Raw genomic sequence first — 14,908 nt, 5'->3', positions numbered from 1 at the left:
TGTAACCATAGGGACTGTTTGTTGATGTATTCATTGAAATTCAGTAACTTTAAGTAAATCCAAAAAAGAACGTCATGGGAATCAAGAGCTTTCAAGGTGCCAGGAAACATCAGAAACCAGAAGAGAACGTTCCGTTAAAGGTTAGTGATTATATGTCCCGAAAGCTGATAACCTTTAGACCGGAACAGTCCGTTGAGGAGGTCATAGATGCCTTAATAAAGAACAGAATATCGGGAGGTCCCGTTGTTAATGAAAAAAATGAACTGGTCGGCATTATCTCCGAGGGCGATTGCATAAAGCATATCAGTGATAGCAGGTATTACAACATGCCTTTGGAAAAGAATAAGGTTGAGCAAAATATGGTCAAAGGAGTGAAGACCATAGATGGAAATATGAATATTTTTGATGCCGCCAATAAATTCCTAAACGAGAAAAGAAGACGGTTCCCCATTGTTGAAAATGGCAAATTGGTTGGCCAGATTTCCCAAAAGGATATTTTGAAGGCCACCGTAAAATTAAAATCACAAAACTGGGGGAAATAAAAAGGCTATGGGTATTCAGTTGAAAGTGCTGCGGTATTCACCAGCACTTTCAACTGTTGTCTAATACTGCTGCTTAAAAATCATTGAACTATTCCCGTGATTTCCAGATCAAAGACCAAATCGGCATTGGGGGGGATTGTGCCTCCGGCCCCAGCTGCTCCATAGCCCAAATGGGGAGGGATGAACAAACGTACCTTATCACCTACTTTCATGGTCATTAAGCCTTCTTTAAAACCTGGAATCAATCTTGCTTCTGGGCTATAATCCATAGGAATGGCATCATAGCCCCTACCTAGTTTTCTTCGCTGATCGAACTTATTGAACTTTATAGCAACGTCTTCATAGTTGCTGTCAAAAAGGTCGCCATTTTGCAAGTGGCCTGCATAGAAAACGTTTACTTTTTGTCCAATCTTTGGCTTTTCGCCCTGACCTTCTTTTAGGGTCAGAATCTTAAGACCGGAAGGTAGTTCCTTGGCTTGTTCCCGTTGTTGGGCCAATTCAGCGGCAAAATCGGTCTTCATTTTTTCAAATGCCGCAATTTTTGCCTCCTCTTCCGCAAAATAATCGGTCATCACCTGTACGGCATCAAAATCTTTGGCATCCCTCCCGTTTCTGATAATCTCTATGGTTTTCATAACTACGTCCTCAACGGGTTTGTCCTTTTGCGGGGCCGTGGCGGTCTTAACATTGGCAATGGAATCCACTACCTCCATTCCTACCGTAACCTCACCGAATACGGTATGTCTCCCATCCAAAAAGGGTGTTTCTTTATGGGTGATGAAGAATTGGCTTCCATTGGTCCCAGGCCCTGCATTGGCCATGGAAAGGATACCAGCTTTGTAATGGCTTAAGGAATCGTGAATTTCATTCTTGAATTTATATCCAGGACTGCCACTGCCCTGCCCGGTAGGATCTCCACCTTGGATCATAAAATCCTTTATGACTCTATGAAAGGTAACCCCGTCATAATACTTTTTCCCTTTGTATGAATCGCTTACAAAAGGACTGGTACCTTCGGCCAGGGAAACAAAATTGGCAACGGTTACCGGCGTTTTCTCATATTCCAGTGCTACTATGATATCACCTTTGTTGGTCTTGATATCTGCAAAAAGGCCATCGCCTAAATCGGCATATTGACTTTTGCAACTTCCCAGGAGTAAGGCCAGAATTAGTAAAAAATTGATTTTTTTCATTTTATGGATTTTGGTTATAATCAGTAATCAGTAATCAGTAATCAGTAATCAGTAATCAGTAATCAGTAATCAGTAATCAGTTGTCAGTGTTCGGTTGTCTGTAATTAGTATTCGGTACTTTTTGTATATCCAATACCTTTATTTTCAGTTTCGCATTTCAATTTTATGCTTTCTAGGTTATTCCAGACTATCTTTTTGTTTTTCAATTTTCAGTATGGACAGCGTCGATTTTATAGCTACGTTGATTCCTATTCTATCATTGTCACCATGATAACCATAGGCCAAGGAAGAGGGATATAGAAAAGTCGCCGTTTCTTTTTCCTTCAATAATTTTACACTGTTTCGGAGACCGGGAAAAAGCTCTTGTTTGTCCACCTTGTATTGAACTATACCAATTTCCTCGGCGGAATAAATAGTGTCATTGCTTAAACTTAGGATGTCGTAAGTCATTGTAACAAGATCATCCGGTTGGGGGGTGTACAAGGCATTTTCGTTCAATGCTTTGTAAAAATACCAAGAACCACTGGCACTCTGATTATAATCGTGAAAACTATCCTTGGCAATGATATCGGCGATTAATTTTTCTTCGGTCTCCAGAAGTTTCTTACTGCGCTCAATGGATTCTTTGAAGAAACTACTGGTTTTGGCCTGGATAGGTCTACGGGGTTCAGGACTACCACAACCCAAGAAAACAACCGTTATTAGAATAAACCACAAGTATTTCATGAATTAAGCGCCTTCTTATAATTTTCTAGTAGGGATTTAAAATAGGCCACCGTATCCGGTAAGGAAAGATTGCTTCTTCCCCCGGCCGCATTATTATGGCCGCCACCGTTAAAGTGTTTACGGGCAAATTCGTTCACTAAAAAATCGCCCTTGGAGCGAAACGAGATTTTAATGATACCTTCTTCCGTATTCTCTATGAAAATAACGGCAAACACAATCTCACCCAAGGTTAATCCATAATTGACAAAACCTTCCGTATCCCCTTTTTTAAAGTCATTATTGTCCAATTCCTCTTGGCTCAGAGTAATGTAAACCGTTTTGTATTCCTCAAGGATAATCAAGTTTTTAAGGGCGCAACCTAATAAATGCAACCTGCTGGGTGCGTTCGTATTGAAGACTTCGTTGTGTACTTTGGCATTTTCCGCCCCCTTATCAATAAGGTCTGCCACTATCCTATGGGTTCTACTTGTGGTAGAAGGAAATTCAAAAGAACCGGTGTCCGTCATGATGCCCGTGTATAAACAGTTGGCGATTTCTGTGGTAATGTTAAGGGTGTCTCCCAAGGATTCTATGAAATTGTATACCATCTCACAAGTAGAACTCATAGAAACATCGGAATATGTTATGTTCGCATAATCTGCCGGTTCTTGATGATGATCGATCATAATGAATTCTGCATCGGAATTTTCCAAGGGTTCTTCCATTTGGCCCACCCTTCCCAAATGGTTGAAATCCAAGGTGAAGATTAGCGAGGCCTCGTTTATTTTCCTTTTAGCCTGACGATTTTCCTTTTCGTAGTTAAGAATGTATTCGTTTCCGGGCATCCATTTCAAAAATCTTGGATAATCGTTTGGGGAGATTACAGTGGCCTCTTGCCCTTTATTTTGCAAGTAATGCCACAGGGCCAAGGTAGATCCTATGGCGTCACCATCTGGATTTTTATGGGGAACGATAACGATTTTTTGAGGTACGGACAACAATTTCTTGATGGCATTTATATCCTCTAAATTCATGCGCGCAAAGATACGATAATATTGAAGAAACCCCACTTGAATGGTAATGAAAACCTAAAAAGTTGTAGGTTGGTGGGAAAAGCGTATTTTTGCGCAAAATTTTACAAATGACTTCGAATAGAACCTTTACAATGATAAAACCGGATGCGGTGGAAAATGGGCACATCGGCGCCATTCTCGAAAAGATTACTTCCGCTGGTTTTAAGATTGTGGCCATGAAATATACACAACTTAGTAGGCGGGATGCCCAGCAATTTTATGCCATTCACAAAGAACGGCCTTTTTTTGGGGAGTTGGTGGATTTCATGACCAGGGGACCCATTGTTTCGGCCATTTTGGAAAAAGAAAATGCGGTTGAGGATTTCAGGGCCCTGATCGGAGCTACGAATCCGGCCGAAGCGGCGGAAGGAACCATTCGTAAGTTATATGCTACGGACATCGCCGAGAATGCGGTCCACGGCTCGGACAGCGATGAAAACGCGGCCATAGAAAGCGCATTCCATTTTTCCGGAAGGGAAATATACTAACCCAAAACAGTAGTAGCAAAGACGACCGATTCTAAAAATCGGATGCATTTTGGTGTCATTTTATCGCAACACCAGTTTCTTTACGATATCCTTTCCGAGTTCGTCATTGAGCATTACAATAATCTTTGATTTTCCAAGGCTCAATTCCTCCCGAAGCACCGAGGACGATAGCGCGACAAAAAGTGTTTCGCTACGTAGCTCAACGGCGGTGGTATAATTGCATACACCCTTACCCATCACCTTCTTCCAAGCCTCCTTTGCGTTTACCTGGTCTATTCCCTTTTCGAGACGGTTCTCCTTAATAAACTCCCGCAAAGCCTCACCTAAGGGAAGACCCGTATTATTTCGCTTGGCCATTACTCTTTTGCATTGATAGGATTAAACCGTTTATACGCATATATTATCCCCGTCTCGTTGGATACGGAAAAGTTGTCTTTGGAAACTTCAAGAATGGTCTCTTTCCATTCGCTCAAATTGTTTTTGTACTGAAAGATGAACTCCCCATTTTGTTCCAGGATGGTGAAAAACTCGGCATCGTTAGAGGTATCAAAGGTGCCATCAAATTTAGGCTGAACCTTTTTCCTATAACCTTTTAGACTATCAATTTTGATGAAATCGACACTCGTACTCACTTTATATTCCTTTGTATTTCCATCCTTAAAGGAAACCTTGGCAATTTCCCAGTAACCGTTAAGTTGGTCCAAATCCTTTTTGGACAATGCTTCCGAGCATCCAATAATAAAAAGGGCACAAGCCAAGATATTGATTACCCTCATTCTACAATTTAAAGATTTTATAAGTCTGATGTATTTTTTTAACAACTTTCTCCGTACGTTCGGCATGGGTATCGCTTATGAATATCTGACCAAAGTTTTCATTGTCTACCAAAGCAACGATATGGGCCACCCGGGTTTCATCCAGTTTATCAAAAATATCGTCCAATAACAAAATTGGGGTCGTTTTTGCTTGCTCCTTTATAAAATGAAACTGTGCAAACTTCAGAGCGATTAAAAAAGACTTTTGCTGCCCCTGACTTCCGAATTTCTTTACCGGGTAATCGGCAATTTTAAAACCAAGATCGTCCTTATGAATACCTACGCTGGTGTATTGCAACATTCTGTCCCGCTCTAGATTGTCCTCCAGCAGTTCCAACAGATCTTTTTCTTGTAGCCTGCTTTCATATGTGAGGCTCACCATTTCCATACCTCCGGAAATCTCTTTGTATTGCTCTTGAAATATCGGGATGAACATCTCCATAAAGGCCTGTCGTTTTTCAAAAATTCCGGCACCTAAGGCCTGCAGTTGTTCATTATAGATTTGAAGTGTACCCGGATCAAAAGCCCGATTGGCGGCAAAATATTTCAATAATGAATTTCGCTGCAACAAAACCTTGTTGTACTTTATAAGTTGATGTAGGTATTCCTTATCGGATTGGGAAATAACCCCGTCCATGAATTTCCTGCGCATATCGCTGCCCTCAAGTATAAGGTCCCTATCTGCCGGGGATATCATGACCAGGGGCAATAGGCCAATATGATCGGATAGGCGGTCATAGATTTTACCGTTGCGTTTTATGATTTTTTTGGTTCCCCTTTTAAAGCTACAGACGATTTTTTCCGCTCTTTGATTTTTTTCAAACTCTCCATCGAGGACAAAAAAATCCTCTGAATGTCGTATGTTTTGAGTGGCTATTGGATTGAAGTAGCTTTTTCCAAAAGATAGGTGATAAACTGCGTCCAGCATATTGGTCTTTCCCACCCCATTGCTACCAACGAAACAATTGATCTTAGTGTCGAATTCGAAATTTTGGGATTCAAAGTTTTTATAGTTGATTAGCGATAACTTTTTCAAAAACATATCAAAAACTCCAGGATATTTTTGGTCCCGAACATTAGGGAACCTGCAAAATATCGAAAATTAACGAATAAATACCCCTCAGGATTTCAATAAAAACTTTATTTTTGCGCGACCAATTAAAAAGAGGGATGGCTACATACAAGAGGCGGGGTTTTAAACCCAAAAACAAGGCGGAAGAGAAACAATTCGATACCCAAGAAAGTACAACGGCCGAGGTTTTTAGCACCTTGGATCAAGGTGCCTCAAGGACCGAGGCATGGGTCTCCAAGAATCAGAACTATATTTTGGGTATTATCGGGGTTGTTGCCGTAGGGGTTTTGGGTTATCTAGCTTATATGCAGTTTGTACAAAAACCCAAGGAGGCCAGTGCCGCCAATGAAATGTACTACCCACAGCAGTACTTTGATCAGGCCCTTAACAGCGAAACCGCCAAGGATTCCCTATATAATTTGGCATTGAACGGTGCAGAAGGGAAATATGGTTTTTTGGATATCGTTGATGAATACCCAGGAACAAAAGCGGCCAATTTGGCCAATTACTCGGCCGGGATGGCCTATTTGAATACTCAAAAATATCAAGAGGCCATTGATTATCTGGAAGAGTTTAAGTCGGATGACGATATTTTGGGCGCCCTGGCAAAAGGTGGCCTAGGCGACGCATTCATGCAATTGGGACAGCCGGAGGAGGCCCTGGGATATTACGAAAAGGCGTTAACCCATAGTACCAATGATTACACTACGCCAAAATTTCTGTTCAAGTCCGGTGTTACGGCAATGGAGTTGGGCCAAAATGAGAAAGCGCTTCAATATTTTGAACGTATAAAAAAGGAATTTTCAAATTCCGATGAAGCCAAATCCATAGATGCATTTATCGGAATGGCCAAAAGTGGAGAGTAATGGCCACTGCAAATAAGAACTTATCCGTTTATCAAAAAGAAACCATTCCAAACGCCAAGGGCCTCAGGTTTGGAATTGTTGTCTCCGAATGGAATTCCGAGATTACCGAAGGACTTTTTAGAGGGGCTATGGACGCTTTATTAGATTGTGGCGCCCTTTCCGAAAAGGTAACGAGATGGAACGTTCCGGGTAGTTTTGAATTGATCTTTGGTTGTAAAAAAATGGCCAAGGAAAGGGAGTTGGATGCCATTATTGCTATTGGTAGCGTAATTAGGGGAGAGACCAAACACTTTGACTTTGTTTGTAGTGCCGCTGCACAGGGTATAAAAGACTTAAACTTACAATTAGCGATTCCCGTCATTTTCTGTGTTCTTACCGATGATAATTTGCAACAGGCCCGGGAACGCAGTGGAGGTAAACATGGCAATAAAGGTACCGAAGCCGCTATAGCCGCCATAAAAATGGCAACTTTGGGAAAGAATTAAATCTCTTTGGGGCACCATTGATTTTCAAATTTAGATTCGCTTTTTCCGATCCTGACGCCCTTGAGGTCTGTTAACAAATTTTGGGAATCCCTTTACGGCATATTTTTTGATTTTAAGTAACTTTGAAAACCATGGGTTTTATTGGCAAATTCACGAAATTGCGCAAGAACAAGGAGTTCGGCTACCAACCTCGTTACTATGATGATAAGGGGGAGGGGAGTCCCTTTAAACTGGAAAATCGTTTTGACAAGTACCGAACTACAGTTAACACACCCAGGGGGTTAAAGGGCAAATTCCGGAGTGTGAAGGAGGATATGCAAAGATCCGGTGACCGCCATATCAAAACCCGAATGGCTATTATCATTGCCGTATTGGTCCTTATTTTTCTATACATCATAGATTTTGATCTTTCTATATTCTTTGGGCGATAATGGCGGATATCATTAAACTATTGCCCGACCATGTGGCCAACCAGATTGCTGCAGGTGAAGTTGTACAACGTCCCGCTTCCGTAGTAAAGGAACTATTGGAGAACGCTATTGATGCCCAGTCCAATACCATAAAGCTTATTGTAAAGGATGGGGGCAAAAGCCTTATCCAAGTCGTGGACGACGGTATAGGTATGAGTACTACCGATGCACGCTTGAGTTTTGAAAGGCATGCCACGTCCAAAATCCAAAAAGCGGAAGATCTTTTTAATTTGCACACCAAGGGTTTCCGCGGTGAGGCTTTGGCGTCCATAGCTGCCATAGCCCACGTAGAAATGCAGACTCGCCCTGAAGAGGAAGAAGTAGGAACCCAATTGAAGATAGAAGGAAGCGAGGTGGTATCCCAAGAGGTCTGCGTAACCCCCAAGGGCACTTCATTGTCCGTAAAGAATTTGTTTTTTAATATCCCCGCGCGCCGTAATTTTTTAAAGTCGAATCAAGTGGAGCTTCGGCATATTACGGACGAATTTCACAGGGTAGTCTTGGCACATCCCAATATAACCTTTCACTTTTACAGTAATGGAAGCGAGCTCTTCAATTTGCCCAAAAGCAACTATCGCCAACGGATTGTTCATATTTTTGGAACCAGGGCCAATGCAAAATTGGTGCCAGTTAAAGAGGAGACCAACGTAATAAAAATCCAAGGATTTATACACAAGCCGGAATTTGCAAAAAAGAGCAGGGGTGAACAGTTTTTTTTCGTAAACCATAGATTTATCAAGAGCCCATACCTGAATCATGCCGTTGTTTCAGCTTTTGAAGGACTTATAAAAACGGATACTTACCCCGGGTATTTTTTGTATTTGGAAGTAGATCCTTCCTCTATAGACATAAATATCCACCCTACCAAGACCGAAGTCAAATTTGATGATGAACATACGTTATATGCAATTTTGAGGTCTACCGTAAAGCATAGTTTGGGGCAGTTCAATATAGTTCCAGCCCTGGATTTTGAACACGATCAGAATTTGGACACTCCCTATGCCTATAAGAACAAGGAAGCAAAACAACCGCAAGTTAGCGTAGATGCCCAATTCAACCCTTTTTTGGAAACTTCAGGGAGATCGTCTTTCACCAAACAAGGACACAGTGCGGTGCGAAAAACCCGTGGGCAATGGGAGAGTATGTATGTCGGGATGGATCAATCAGTGGGGGACGATACAAGTTTTAGTAGTGTACATCTGGAGTCGGATACCATTACGGGTTCGGTTTTTGAAGATCAATTGGATGTAGCGCATTCCGTTGCGACCACATTTCAACTTCGGCGAAAGTATATTGTGACTTCCATTAAATCCGGAATGGTGGTCATTGACCAAAATAGGGCCCACCAACGCGTACTTTATGAAAAACTATTGCGGAACATGACGGTAAAACAATCGGTGAGTCAGCAACTCTTATTTCCGTTGACGCTATCGTTCACAAAATCGGATAGGGCCATTCTGGAAGAAATAAGAAAGGATCTTACCCATATTGGTTTTGTTTTTGAAACTTTGGACGAGGAATCCTTGAAAATTACAGGGGTACCGCTCTTAATCCCCGAAAACGAAGTGGGTACGGTACTAGATCAATTGATTTCGGATTACAGGCAGGAGATTGCTGGCGAAAGCTTTTCACAGGCCGATATTCTATCAAAAACCTTGTCTAAATCATTGTCGGTAAAAACGGGGGAGGTTCTGGAGTGCAGCTCCCAATTGGCCTTGGTCAATGATTTATTCGCCTGTAAGGAATCCAGGGTAAGTCCTTTCAACAAGCCAATATACATTATGCTTACTGAACAGGATATCGAAAAAAAATTCATATAAATGGGAAGATTGACCGAAGCTATTAAGCACCTGCTTATAATCAATATTTTATTTTTTGTAGCAACAGCTATTTATGGAGACCAGATGTATCAATGGTTTTCATTATGGTTCCCAAAAAATGAAAATTTTGGGTTTTGGCAAGTTGTTTCGCATATGTTCATGCACGGCGGTTTTATGCATATTGCTTTTAATATGTACGCTTTATGGGCTTTTGGAACACCCTTGGAGCGCATGTGGGGCCGTAATAAATTTTTGTTTTTCTATTTTTCCGCCGGATTGGGCGCTGCATTGATACATACGGGCGTTAACTATTATTACTTCAATGAAGGAATTGATGCCATTGTCAATTCGGGTATATCAAAAAGTCAAATTATTGATATTGTTTCTGAAGGAAAATATAGCCCGGATTGGTATAATTTGGCTTCAAAAAGTACCATAGATAACTTCCTTTCAGCCTATAATACTCCCGCGGTCGGTGCTTCCGGAGCTATTTATGGTATTTTGGTAGCCTTTGGTATGTCTTATCCCAATAGTGAGCTTTTCATCATATTCTTGCCCATTCCGATAAAAGCTAAATTCTTTATTCCGGTACTAATTGCAATGGATCTTTTTTCAGGAGTTACCGGGGTATCCATTTTTGGTCAGGGCATAGCACATTTTGCCCATATTGGTGGAGCGTTGTTCGGATTTATTATGATGTGGTATTGGAAAAAAAACCAGTTCAACAAAAATCGCTGGGATTAGAATGAATAGGGGAGATTTAAAATATCAATATGCAAGGCTTAATGTGGCGGAGAAGCTGATTGCCATCAATGTCGTTGTATTTATCATAAACGGGTTGTTTCCATTTTTGCTTGGACTACATAAGAATAGCATTGTACAATGGTTTCAGCTTCCCAAGGATTTTTTCGACTTCCTTTCCCAGCCTTGGTCCATCATTACTTATTCCTTTTTCCACGGAGGATTGGGACATATTTTTTGGAATATGTTGGTGTTATATTTTGCGGGCCGCATATTCTTGAATCTTTTTGACGGAAAACGATTTTTGAATGTCTATTTGTTAGGGGTAATTTTGGGCGGATTGTTTTTTTTGTTGAGCTATAACCTCTTTCCCGCTTTCTTTGGCGTAAATGCCGTGCTTATAGGTGCTTCGGCCGGGGTACGTGCCGTATTGATATTTATTTGCGCCTATATTCCAAATCAAGAAGTTCGACTTATTTTCTTCAATATTAAACTCTGGTACATCGGTGTCTTTGTGGTCGTTATGGATCTTGTACAAATGCCATATACCGGTAATGCAGGAGGGCATTTGGCACACTTGGGAGGTGCGTTGTTGGGTTATGTGTATGCAAGGCAATTGTTAAATGGCAGGGATATTGGAGAAGGTTTTTCAAAGTTTATGGATGGTATAGCCAATCTTTTTAAGAAAAAAGAGAAGAAGGCACCTTTGAAAACGGTTTATAAAAAGACAAAAGCGACGGAAAAATCAAAAAAGGAATATGGCAAGGAGGCACATCAACGTAAAATAGACGCTATTTTGGATAAAATAAGTAAATCAGGATATGAAAGCCTGTCCAAGGCCGAAAAGGATTTTTTGTTCAAAGCCGGTAAAGAAGACTAATTTGGTCAAGCGCTTATCTTTCTTCAATAAATTAGTTTTTGCTTTTAATGTAATCTTTGCATTGGCTCTACTTCTTGTTTATATTGATTACTTCAACCTTTTAGGAAGACTTTCCTTGATATCGTTCTTAAACCTATTGGTTCCATTTCTTGTGGGTATCAATATTTTATTTTTGGTTTACTGGGTAATTCTGAAAAATAGAATATTCCTATTGTCAACGGTTATTCTTATTCCAGGATATTTTATATTTGGTACCTTCCTCAAACTTTTTGATTCGAATTCTACAATTGATGGTCGGGATATTAGCATTTTGACTTTTAATGTCCACAGCTTTACTGGTTTGCAATGGGGCAATGATAAAATATTTGGCGATGAAATCTTAGACTTTCTTCTAAAGCAGGATGCCGACATCATCAATTTGCAGGAGTTTGCACATATAGACTATGGTGCCCTGAAAAAATATACCTATCGCTATGTCAACTTCGACATTAAGGATGAAGAAGGACGTGTGTACCAAGCTATCTTTTCAAAATATCCGATCATTGCCAAGGGGTCATTGGATTTTCCCGAAAGTCGGAACAATGCCATCTACGCCGATATAGTCATATCGTCAGATACATTGCGTGTATATAATGTGCATTTACAGTCATTGAGTTTTCGTTTAGGTTCCGTAAAAAGGGAAGAGCCACAACGGCTATATAAAAGGTTGGGTAAGGCACTTGCAAAGCAAGAGGATCAAGCCAAGATATTGGTGGACCATTTTAAGGATGTAAAACATAGAAAAATTATTTCTGGCGATTTCAATAACACACAATTCTCACGTATATACCACACACTGAAGGGCGATTTTAAAGATACCTTCCAGGAAAAAGGCTTTGGATTGGGTAGTACCTATAATTTAAGGTTCCTTCCCTTTCGAATTGATTTTATCCTGGTCGATCCAAGTTTTGATGTAACCGCACACAAAAATTATGATGTACGGCTTTCCGATCATCTACCCGTAATGGCCTCATTCCGATTGAACAGCGAGAAATAGACAGTCCGTTGCATCCGCCAACATATGTATTAATGCTGCGATTCCAAAAATTCTGACCTTTTCAAAAAATAGTAGTATGAAATATGCCGCGATTGCCCAATAGCTATGCAAGGGATGGAAATTAATACTACATCGATTCGGATCAAAAATGGGATTTGCCCATACATGGTCAATATCTATGAGGATTCCTGCCCAAAGAATCAGAATTATGTGCCATTTCTTCGTTTTATAAAAAAGTAGGCCCACGGCAATGGGAACTAAAAAATGAATTCCATAATGTGAGACAAACCTAAGCATAGATGAAATCCAAGTTCTGATTTTCCAAAAAAGGAACGGTATGGGGCCCCTCATTGAACAAAAGATCTAGCACACTTAGGTTTTCTATAAATCCATGACGGCTTCCAAAGACCTGTGTATATACTTCTTGAACGAACTGAATTTCTTTTTTGGCATTGACCAGATGGCGGGCGTCTAAGGTTTTAGGTATTGGATTTTGAGTCTCTATGCTTTTACAATAAGTCATGGTCTTTTCCAAAGGCATTTCAATTTGGAGGCAGTTACAAATGGTTTGGATAGTCTTGAGGTTGAAATCCAACAAAAAAAAATGTTTCTTTTCAAACAATGGGGCAATATCATCTTCGTAGTACTCAAAAAATGGCGAGGTTCTATAAGCGGTTTGTAGTGTACGCCAATGTTGCCGTTGCCAGGAATACGAATTGTCCAATTGAACCTCCTTATATTTTTGCCGTCCCTCTTTACCGTCCACATGCTTTATTGGAATTGTAAGCATGTGTTTTCCCTGATCGTTGGAAATATAACAACGATTACGGTAGGTTTGTTTTTGATAGTTATCTTCGATTTCCCAGATAACCTTGTCCCTTATGATAACCGAAAAGGTAGCTATATTCGGAAAGTAAGTAGGGTGAAGGAGGGTGTACATTGAAGGATCAATTTCAGGGTTAAAAAAGAAAAAGATAAAATTATTTCTATCAAGTACCCATTGCTTAATCTGTGCTTTTCTTCCTCCTTTTTCTGAAGAAGTCGAATACAAACCAAGCTCCCAAGGTGACCAAGAACCATTTGAAGTACGAATAAGGCTCGCCTTTCCCATGTACCGTGGTAAAGACCCTATCCCAACGTATTTTCCAATTAGATAGACCATCCGTAAAATTCTCGATACTCATCCATATAAAAATCGGAGTTCCCACGATATGGTCTTCGGGTACATAACCCCAAGCCCGGCTATCCTCGGAGTGGTCCCTATTGTCTCCCATCATCCAATAGTAGTCCTGCTTAAAAGTATAGCTATCGGCCACTATACCATTGATTTTTATCTGGTTCCCCGACACTTCTATGGAATTATGTTCATAATCCCGAATGATTTTTTTGTAAAGCGGTAGGCTTTTCAAATTAAGAGATACGGTACTGCCTTTCGCAGGAATGTAAATAGGCCCCATGTTATCATAGTTCCAAGGATAATCCGGATTTTGAGGAAACAGATTTATCCCCTGCCTTCCTTTAGGTTCAATAACCTTTACAACGGAATCGATCGCGGAATTGTTCCTTAGTTTGGTAACCATTTCATCCGTTAGGGTCACGACCCTTTGCCTATCCGCAATTTCCTTCAAGGCCAACCGTTGTTGTCTTATAAGATTGGGGTCGATTCCCTTGCTATCCGTTAAAATTTGAATAGGTTGGGATTCGTAGACCCTGTGACCCGCAAATTGTAAAGCCCTTTTTTGACCCTGGGTCAAAGACTGGGCGACGTACAGTCTGTTAAATTCGTTTATCCCTAAATCCGAGAGCAGTCTGGAAGAAACCCCTTTTTGACCATAGGCCATATAATCATATTGAGGTTTGGCCCGATCGGAAAGCTGCAGTTGTTTTCCATTAACATAAACAAAGCCATCGATTACGGCCAGGGAATCACCTGGTGTGCCTACACATCGTTTTACGTAATTCGATTTTTTGTCAATAGGCTTTTTAACCCCTTTTTCCTTTTTAAAGAAAACCCGGACCGTATCCGCGGGCCAACTGAACACTACAATATCGTTGCGCTTTACCTTTGTAAAACCGGGCAATCTAAAATAAGGGAGTTGTGGCTTGTTCAAATAGGAGCGGGTCCCGATCAAGGGAAGCGTGTCATGAACCATAGGGGCGGCAACCGTGGTCATTGGTGTCCGGGCTCCATAATGGTATTTACTAACGAACAGGAAATCCCCTACACGTAGGGTTCTCTCCAAAGACCCCGTTGGTATTACATAGGGTTGGATAAAATAGGTATGTACCAAAGTGGCGGCCACAATAGCAAATACAATGGAGCTTACCCATTCGCCAAGGCCGGTCTTTGGATGAAGGCTTCGGTCTTCCAAATATTGAACATCCAAGGCGTAGTTCACATAAAACATGTAAAACCCTAGGGTAAGGATAACCAACCAGGTCTCCATGAGATTATTTCTTCCAAAGCTTCGGATGGTCTCCACCCAGATGACAGGAAACATCAACAAATTGATTATGGGAATGAAGAGTAAGAGAACCCACCACTTGGGCCGATTGATGATTTGCATCAAGACGATGGCATTATATATGGGAATGGCCGCTTCCCAAGCTTTTCTACCTGCTTTCACATAGAGTTTCCAGGTACCCAGAAAATGTATTATCTGTACAAGAAGAATAAAAATAATCCATTGTGATCCATTCATAGAAAATCGTGTTAGGTGCT

General features: G+C 40.9%; 18 protein-coding genes. 9 read left to right on the top strand and 9 right to left on the bottom strand.

Going from position 1 to position 14,908, the window contains the following annotated elements; all coding sequences use genetic code 11:
- Nucleotides 1–74: 74 nt before the first annotated feature.
- Nucleotides 75–542: a CBS domain-containing protein gene (locus tag ACO06Y_RS19675; RefSeq protein WP_422080749.1), complete on the top strand. Its 468-nt coding sequence runs from the start codon at nucleotides 75–77 to the stop codon at nucleotides 540–542.
- Nucleotides 543–622: 80 nt separating this feature from the next.
- On the opposite strand, the gene ACO06Y_RS19670 is transcribed toward ACO06Y_RS19675, so the two are convergent.
- From ACO06Y_RS19670 to ACO06Y_RS19660, 3 genes are all read right to left on the bottom strand, one after another.
- Nucleotides 623–1,735: a peptidylprolyl isomerase gene (locus ACO06Y_RS19670; RefSeq protein WP_422080748.1), complete on the bottom strand. Its 1,113-nt coding sequence runs from the start codon at nucleotides 1,733–1,735 to the stop codon at nucleotides 623–625.
- Nucleotides 1,736–1,912: 177 nt separating this feature from the next.
- A complete protein-coding gene (gene gldI / locus ACO06Y_RS19665; protein ID WP_422080747.1) occupies nucleotides 1,913–2,461 on the bottom strand; it encodes a gliding motility-associated peptidyl-prolyl isomerase GldI in 549 nt (182 codons plus the stop codon).
- Nucleotides 2,458–3,474 carry a DHH family phosphoesterase gene (locus ACO06Y_RS19660; RefSeq protein ID WP_422080746.1) on the bottom strand — a complete coding sequence of 339 codons (1,017 nt, stop codon included), beginning with the start codon at nucleotides 3,472–3,474 and terminating at the stop codon, nucleotides 2,458–2,460. Before ACO06Y_RS19660 ends, gldI begins: the two co-directional genes overlap by 4 nt.
- Nucleotides 3,475–3,581: 107 nt before the next feature.
- On the opposite strand from ACO06Y_RS19660, the gene ACO06Y_RS19655 reads away from it, so the two are divergent.
- The gene (locus ACO06Y_RS19655; protein ID WP_422080745.1) at nucleotides 3,582–4,001 is read left to right on the top strand and encodes a nucleoside-diphosphate kinase; all 420 of its coding nucleotides are present in this window, start codon (nucleotides 3,582–3,584) and stop codon (nucleotides 3,999–4,001) included.
- A 60-nt stretch (nucleotides 4,002–4,061) separates the two neighbouring features.
- Here the strand turns inward: ACO06Y_RS19655 and ACO06Y_RS19650 are convergent, their stop codons facing one another.
- The 3 genes from ACO06Y_RS19650 to recF are packed head-to-tail and all read right to left on the bottom strand — an operon-like array spanning nucleotide 4,062 to nucleotide 5,858.
- Nucleotides 4,062–4,358 (bottom strand): DUF721 domain-containing protein, encoded by a 297-nt coding sequence (locus ACO06Y_RS19650; RefSeq protein ID WP_422080744.1) that lies wholly within the window; start codon nucleotides 4,356–4,358, stop codon nucleotides 4,062–4,064.
- Nucleotides 4,358–4,777 (bottom strand): hypothetical protein, encoded by a 420-nt coding sequence (locus tag ACO06Y_RS19645; protein ID WP_422080743.1) that lies wholly within the window; start codon nucleotides 4,775–4,777, stop codon nucleotides 4,358–4,360. Before ACO06Y_RS19645 ends, ACO06Y_RS19650 begins: the two co-directional genes overlap by 1 nt.
- A gap of 1 nt (nucleotide 4,778) precedes the next feature.
- Entirely contained in the window at nucleotides 4,779–5,858 is a 1,080-nt protein-coding gene (gene recF / locus ACO06Y_RS19640; protein WP_422080742.1) for a DNA replication/repair protein RecF, read from the bottom strand.
- Between the two features lie 128 nt (nucleotides 5,859–5,986).
- On the opposite strand from recF, the gene ACO06Y_RS19635 reads away from it, so the two are divergent.
- The 7 genes from ACO06Y_RS19635 (at nucleotide 5,987) to ACO06Y_RS19605 (ending at nucleotide 12,186) form a co-directional block, all read left to right on the top strand.
- On the top strand, nucleotides 5,987–6,754 hold the full coding sequence (locus ACO06Y_RS19635; protein WP_422080741.1) for a tetratricopeptide repeat protein: 768 nt from the start codon (nucleotides 5,987–5,989) through the stop codon (nucleotides 6,752–6,754).
- On the top strand, nucleotides 6,754–7,239 hold the full coding sequence (gene ribH / locus ACO06Y_RS19630) for a 6,7-dimethyl-8-ribityllumazine synthase (protein WP_422080740.1): 486 nt from the start codon (nucleotides 6,754–6,756) through the stop codon (nucleotides 7,237–7,239). The genes ACO06Y_RS19635 and ribH overlap by 1 nt, the downstream gene beginning before the upstream one ends.
- Nucleotides 7,240–7,370: 131 nt before the next feature.
- Nucleotides 7,371–7,670, top strand: a complete 300-nt coding sequence (locus tag ACO06Y_RS19625; protein WP_422080739.1) for a riboflavin synthase subunit beta — start codon at nucleotides 7,371–7,373, stop codon at nucleotides 7,668–7,670.
- Complete coding sequence (gene mutL / locus ACO06Y_RS19620) at nucleotides 7,670–9,529, top strand: DNA mismatch repair endonuclease MutL (protein ID WP_422080738.1); 1,860 nt, start codon at nucleotides 7,670–7,672, stop codon at nucleotides 9,527–9,529. Before ACO06Y_RS19625 ends, mutL begins: the two co-directional genes overlap by 1 nt.
- Nucleotides 9,530–10,273, top strand: coding sequence for a rhomboid family intramembrane serine protease (locus ACO06Y_RS19615; protein ID WP_422080737.1), 744 nt, complete (start codon nucleotides 9,530–9,532; stop codon nucleotides 10,271–10,273).
- A 1-nt stretch (nucleotide 10,274) separates the two neighbouring features.
- A complete protein-coding gene (locus tag ACO06Y_RS19610; protein ID WP_422080736.1) occupies nucleotides 10,275–11,150 on the top strand; it encodes a rhomboid family intramembrane serine protease in 876 nt (291 codons plus the stop codon).
- 310 nt (nucleotides 11,151–11,460) lie between these two features.
- On the top strand, nucleotides 11,461–12,186 hold the full coding sequence (locus ACO06Y_RS19605) for an endonuclease/exonuclease/phosphatase family protein (RefSeq protein WP_422080735.1): 726 nt from the start codon (nucleotides 11,461–11,463) through the stop codon (nucleotides 12,184–12,186).
- Here the strand turns inward: ACO06Y_RS19605 and ACO06Y_RS19600 are convergent.
- The 3 genes from ACO06Y_RS19600 to lepB form a co-directional block, all read right to left on the bottom strand.
- Nucleotides 12,160–12,483, bottom strand: coding sequence for a DUF6122 family protein (locus ACO06Y_RS19600; protein ID WP_422080734.1), 324 nt, complete (start codon nucleotides 12,481–12,483; stop codon nucleotides 12,160–12,162). The two genes, ACO06Y_RS19605 and ACO06Y_RS19600, sit on opposite strands and share 27 nt — an antisense overlap.
- On the bottom strand, nucleotides 12,476–13,126 hold the full coding sequence (locus ACO06Y_RS19595; protein WP_422080733.1) for a WbqC family protein: 651 nt from the start codon (nucleotides 13,124–13,126) through the stop codon (nucleotides 12,476–12,478). The genes ACO06Y_RS19600 and ACO06Y_RS19595 overlap by 8 nt, the downstream gene beginning before the upstream one ends.
- A gap of 64 nt (nucleotides 13,127–13,190) precedes the next feature.
- Nucleotides 13,191–14,888 carry a signal peptidase I gene (gene lepB, locus ACO06Y_RS19590; protein WP_422080732.1) on the bottom strand — a complete coding sequence of 566 codons (1,698 nt, stop codon included), beginning with the start codon at nucleotides 14,886–14,888 and terminating at the stop codon, nucleotides 13,191–13,193.
- Nucleotides 14,889–14,908 lie beyond the last annotated feature (20 nt).

It is taken from the genome of Ulvibacterium sp. (assembly GCF_965228935.1).
Lineage (GTDB): Bacteria > Bacteroidota > Bacteroidia > Flavobacteriales > Flavobacteriaceae > Ulvibacterium.
Note: the sequence above shows the minus strand (reverse complement) of the source record. Positions and strands in the feature narration are given on the sequence as shown.

What these genes read in the sequence shown, in the direction of transcription:
- ACO06Y_RS19675 (WP_422080749.1), top strand. Translation starts at nt 75, where the DNA reads ATGGGAATCAAGAGCTTTCAAGGTGCCAGGAAACATCAGAAACCAGAA.
- ACO06Y_RS19670 (WP_422080748.1), bottom strand. Translation starts at nt 1,735, where the DNA reads ATGAAAAAAATCAATTTTTTACTAATTCTGGCCTTACTCCTGGGAAGT.
- gldI (WP_422080747.1), bottom strand. Translation starts at nt 2,461, where the DNA reads ATGAAATACTTGTGGTTTATTCTAATAACGGTTGTTTTCTTGGGTTGT.
- ACO06Y_RS19660 (WP_422080746.1), bottom strand. Translation starts at nt 3,474, where the DNA reads ATGAATTTAGAGGATATAAATGCCATCAAGAAATTGTTGTCCGTACCT.
- ACO06Y_RS19655 (WP_422080745.1), top strand. Translation starts at nt 3,582, where the DNA reads ATGACTTCGAATAGAACCTTTACAATGATAAAACCGGATGCGGTGGAA.
- ACO06Y_RS19650 (WP_422080744.1), bottom strand. Translation starts at nt 4,358, where the DNA reads ATGGCCAAGCGAAATAATACGGGTCTTCCCTTAGGTGAGGCTTTGCGG.
- ACO06Y_RS19645 (WP_422080743.1), bottom strand. Translation starts at nt 4,777, where the DNA reads ATGAGGGTAATCAATATCTTGGCTTGTGCCCTTTTTATTATTGGATGC.
- recF (WP_422080742.1), bottom strand. Translation starts at nt 5,858, where the DNA reads ATGTTTTTGAAAAAGTTATCGCTAATCAACTATAAAAACTTTGAATCC.
- ACO06Y_RS19635 (WP_422080741.1), top strand. Translation starts at nt 5,987, where the DNA reads ATGGCTACATACAAGAGGCGGGGTTTTAAACCCAAAAACAAGGCGGAA.
- ribH (WP_422080740.1), top strand. Translation starts at nt 6,754, where the DNA reads ATGGCCACTGCAAATAAGAACTTATCCGTTTATCAAAAAGAAACCATT.
- ACO06Y_RS19625 (WP_422080739.1), top strand. Translation starts at nt 7,371, where the DNA reads ATGGGTTTTATTGGCAAATTCACGAAATTGCGCAAGAACAAGGAGTTC.
- mutL (WP_422080738.1), top strand. Translation starts at nt 7,670, where the DNA reads ATGGCGGATATCATTAAACTATTGCCCGACCATGTGGCCAACCAGATT.
- ACO06Y_RS19615 (WP_422080737.1), top strand. Translation starts at nt 9,530, where the DNA reads ATGGGAAGATTGACCGAAGCTATTAAGCACCTGCTTATAATCAATATT.
- ACO06Y_RS19610 (WP_422080736.1), top strand. Translation starts at nt 10,275, where the DNA reads ATGAATAGGGGAGATTTAAAATATCAATATGCAAGGCTTAATGTGGCG.
- ACO06Y_RS19600 (WP_422080734.1), bottom strand. Translation starts at nt 12,483, where the DNA reads ATGCTTAGGTTTGTCTCACATTATGGAATTCATTTTTTAGTTCCCATT.
- ACO06Y_RS19595 (WP_422080733.1), bottom strand. Translation starts at nt 13,126, where the DNA reads ATGTACACCCTCCTTCACCCTACTTACTTTCCGAATATAGCTACCTTT.
- lepB (WP_422080732.1), bottom strand. Translation starts at nt 14,888, where the DNA reads ATGAATGGATCACAATGGATTATTTTTATTCTTCTTGTACAGATAATA.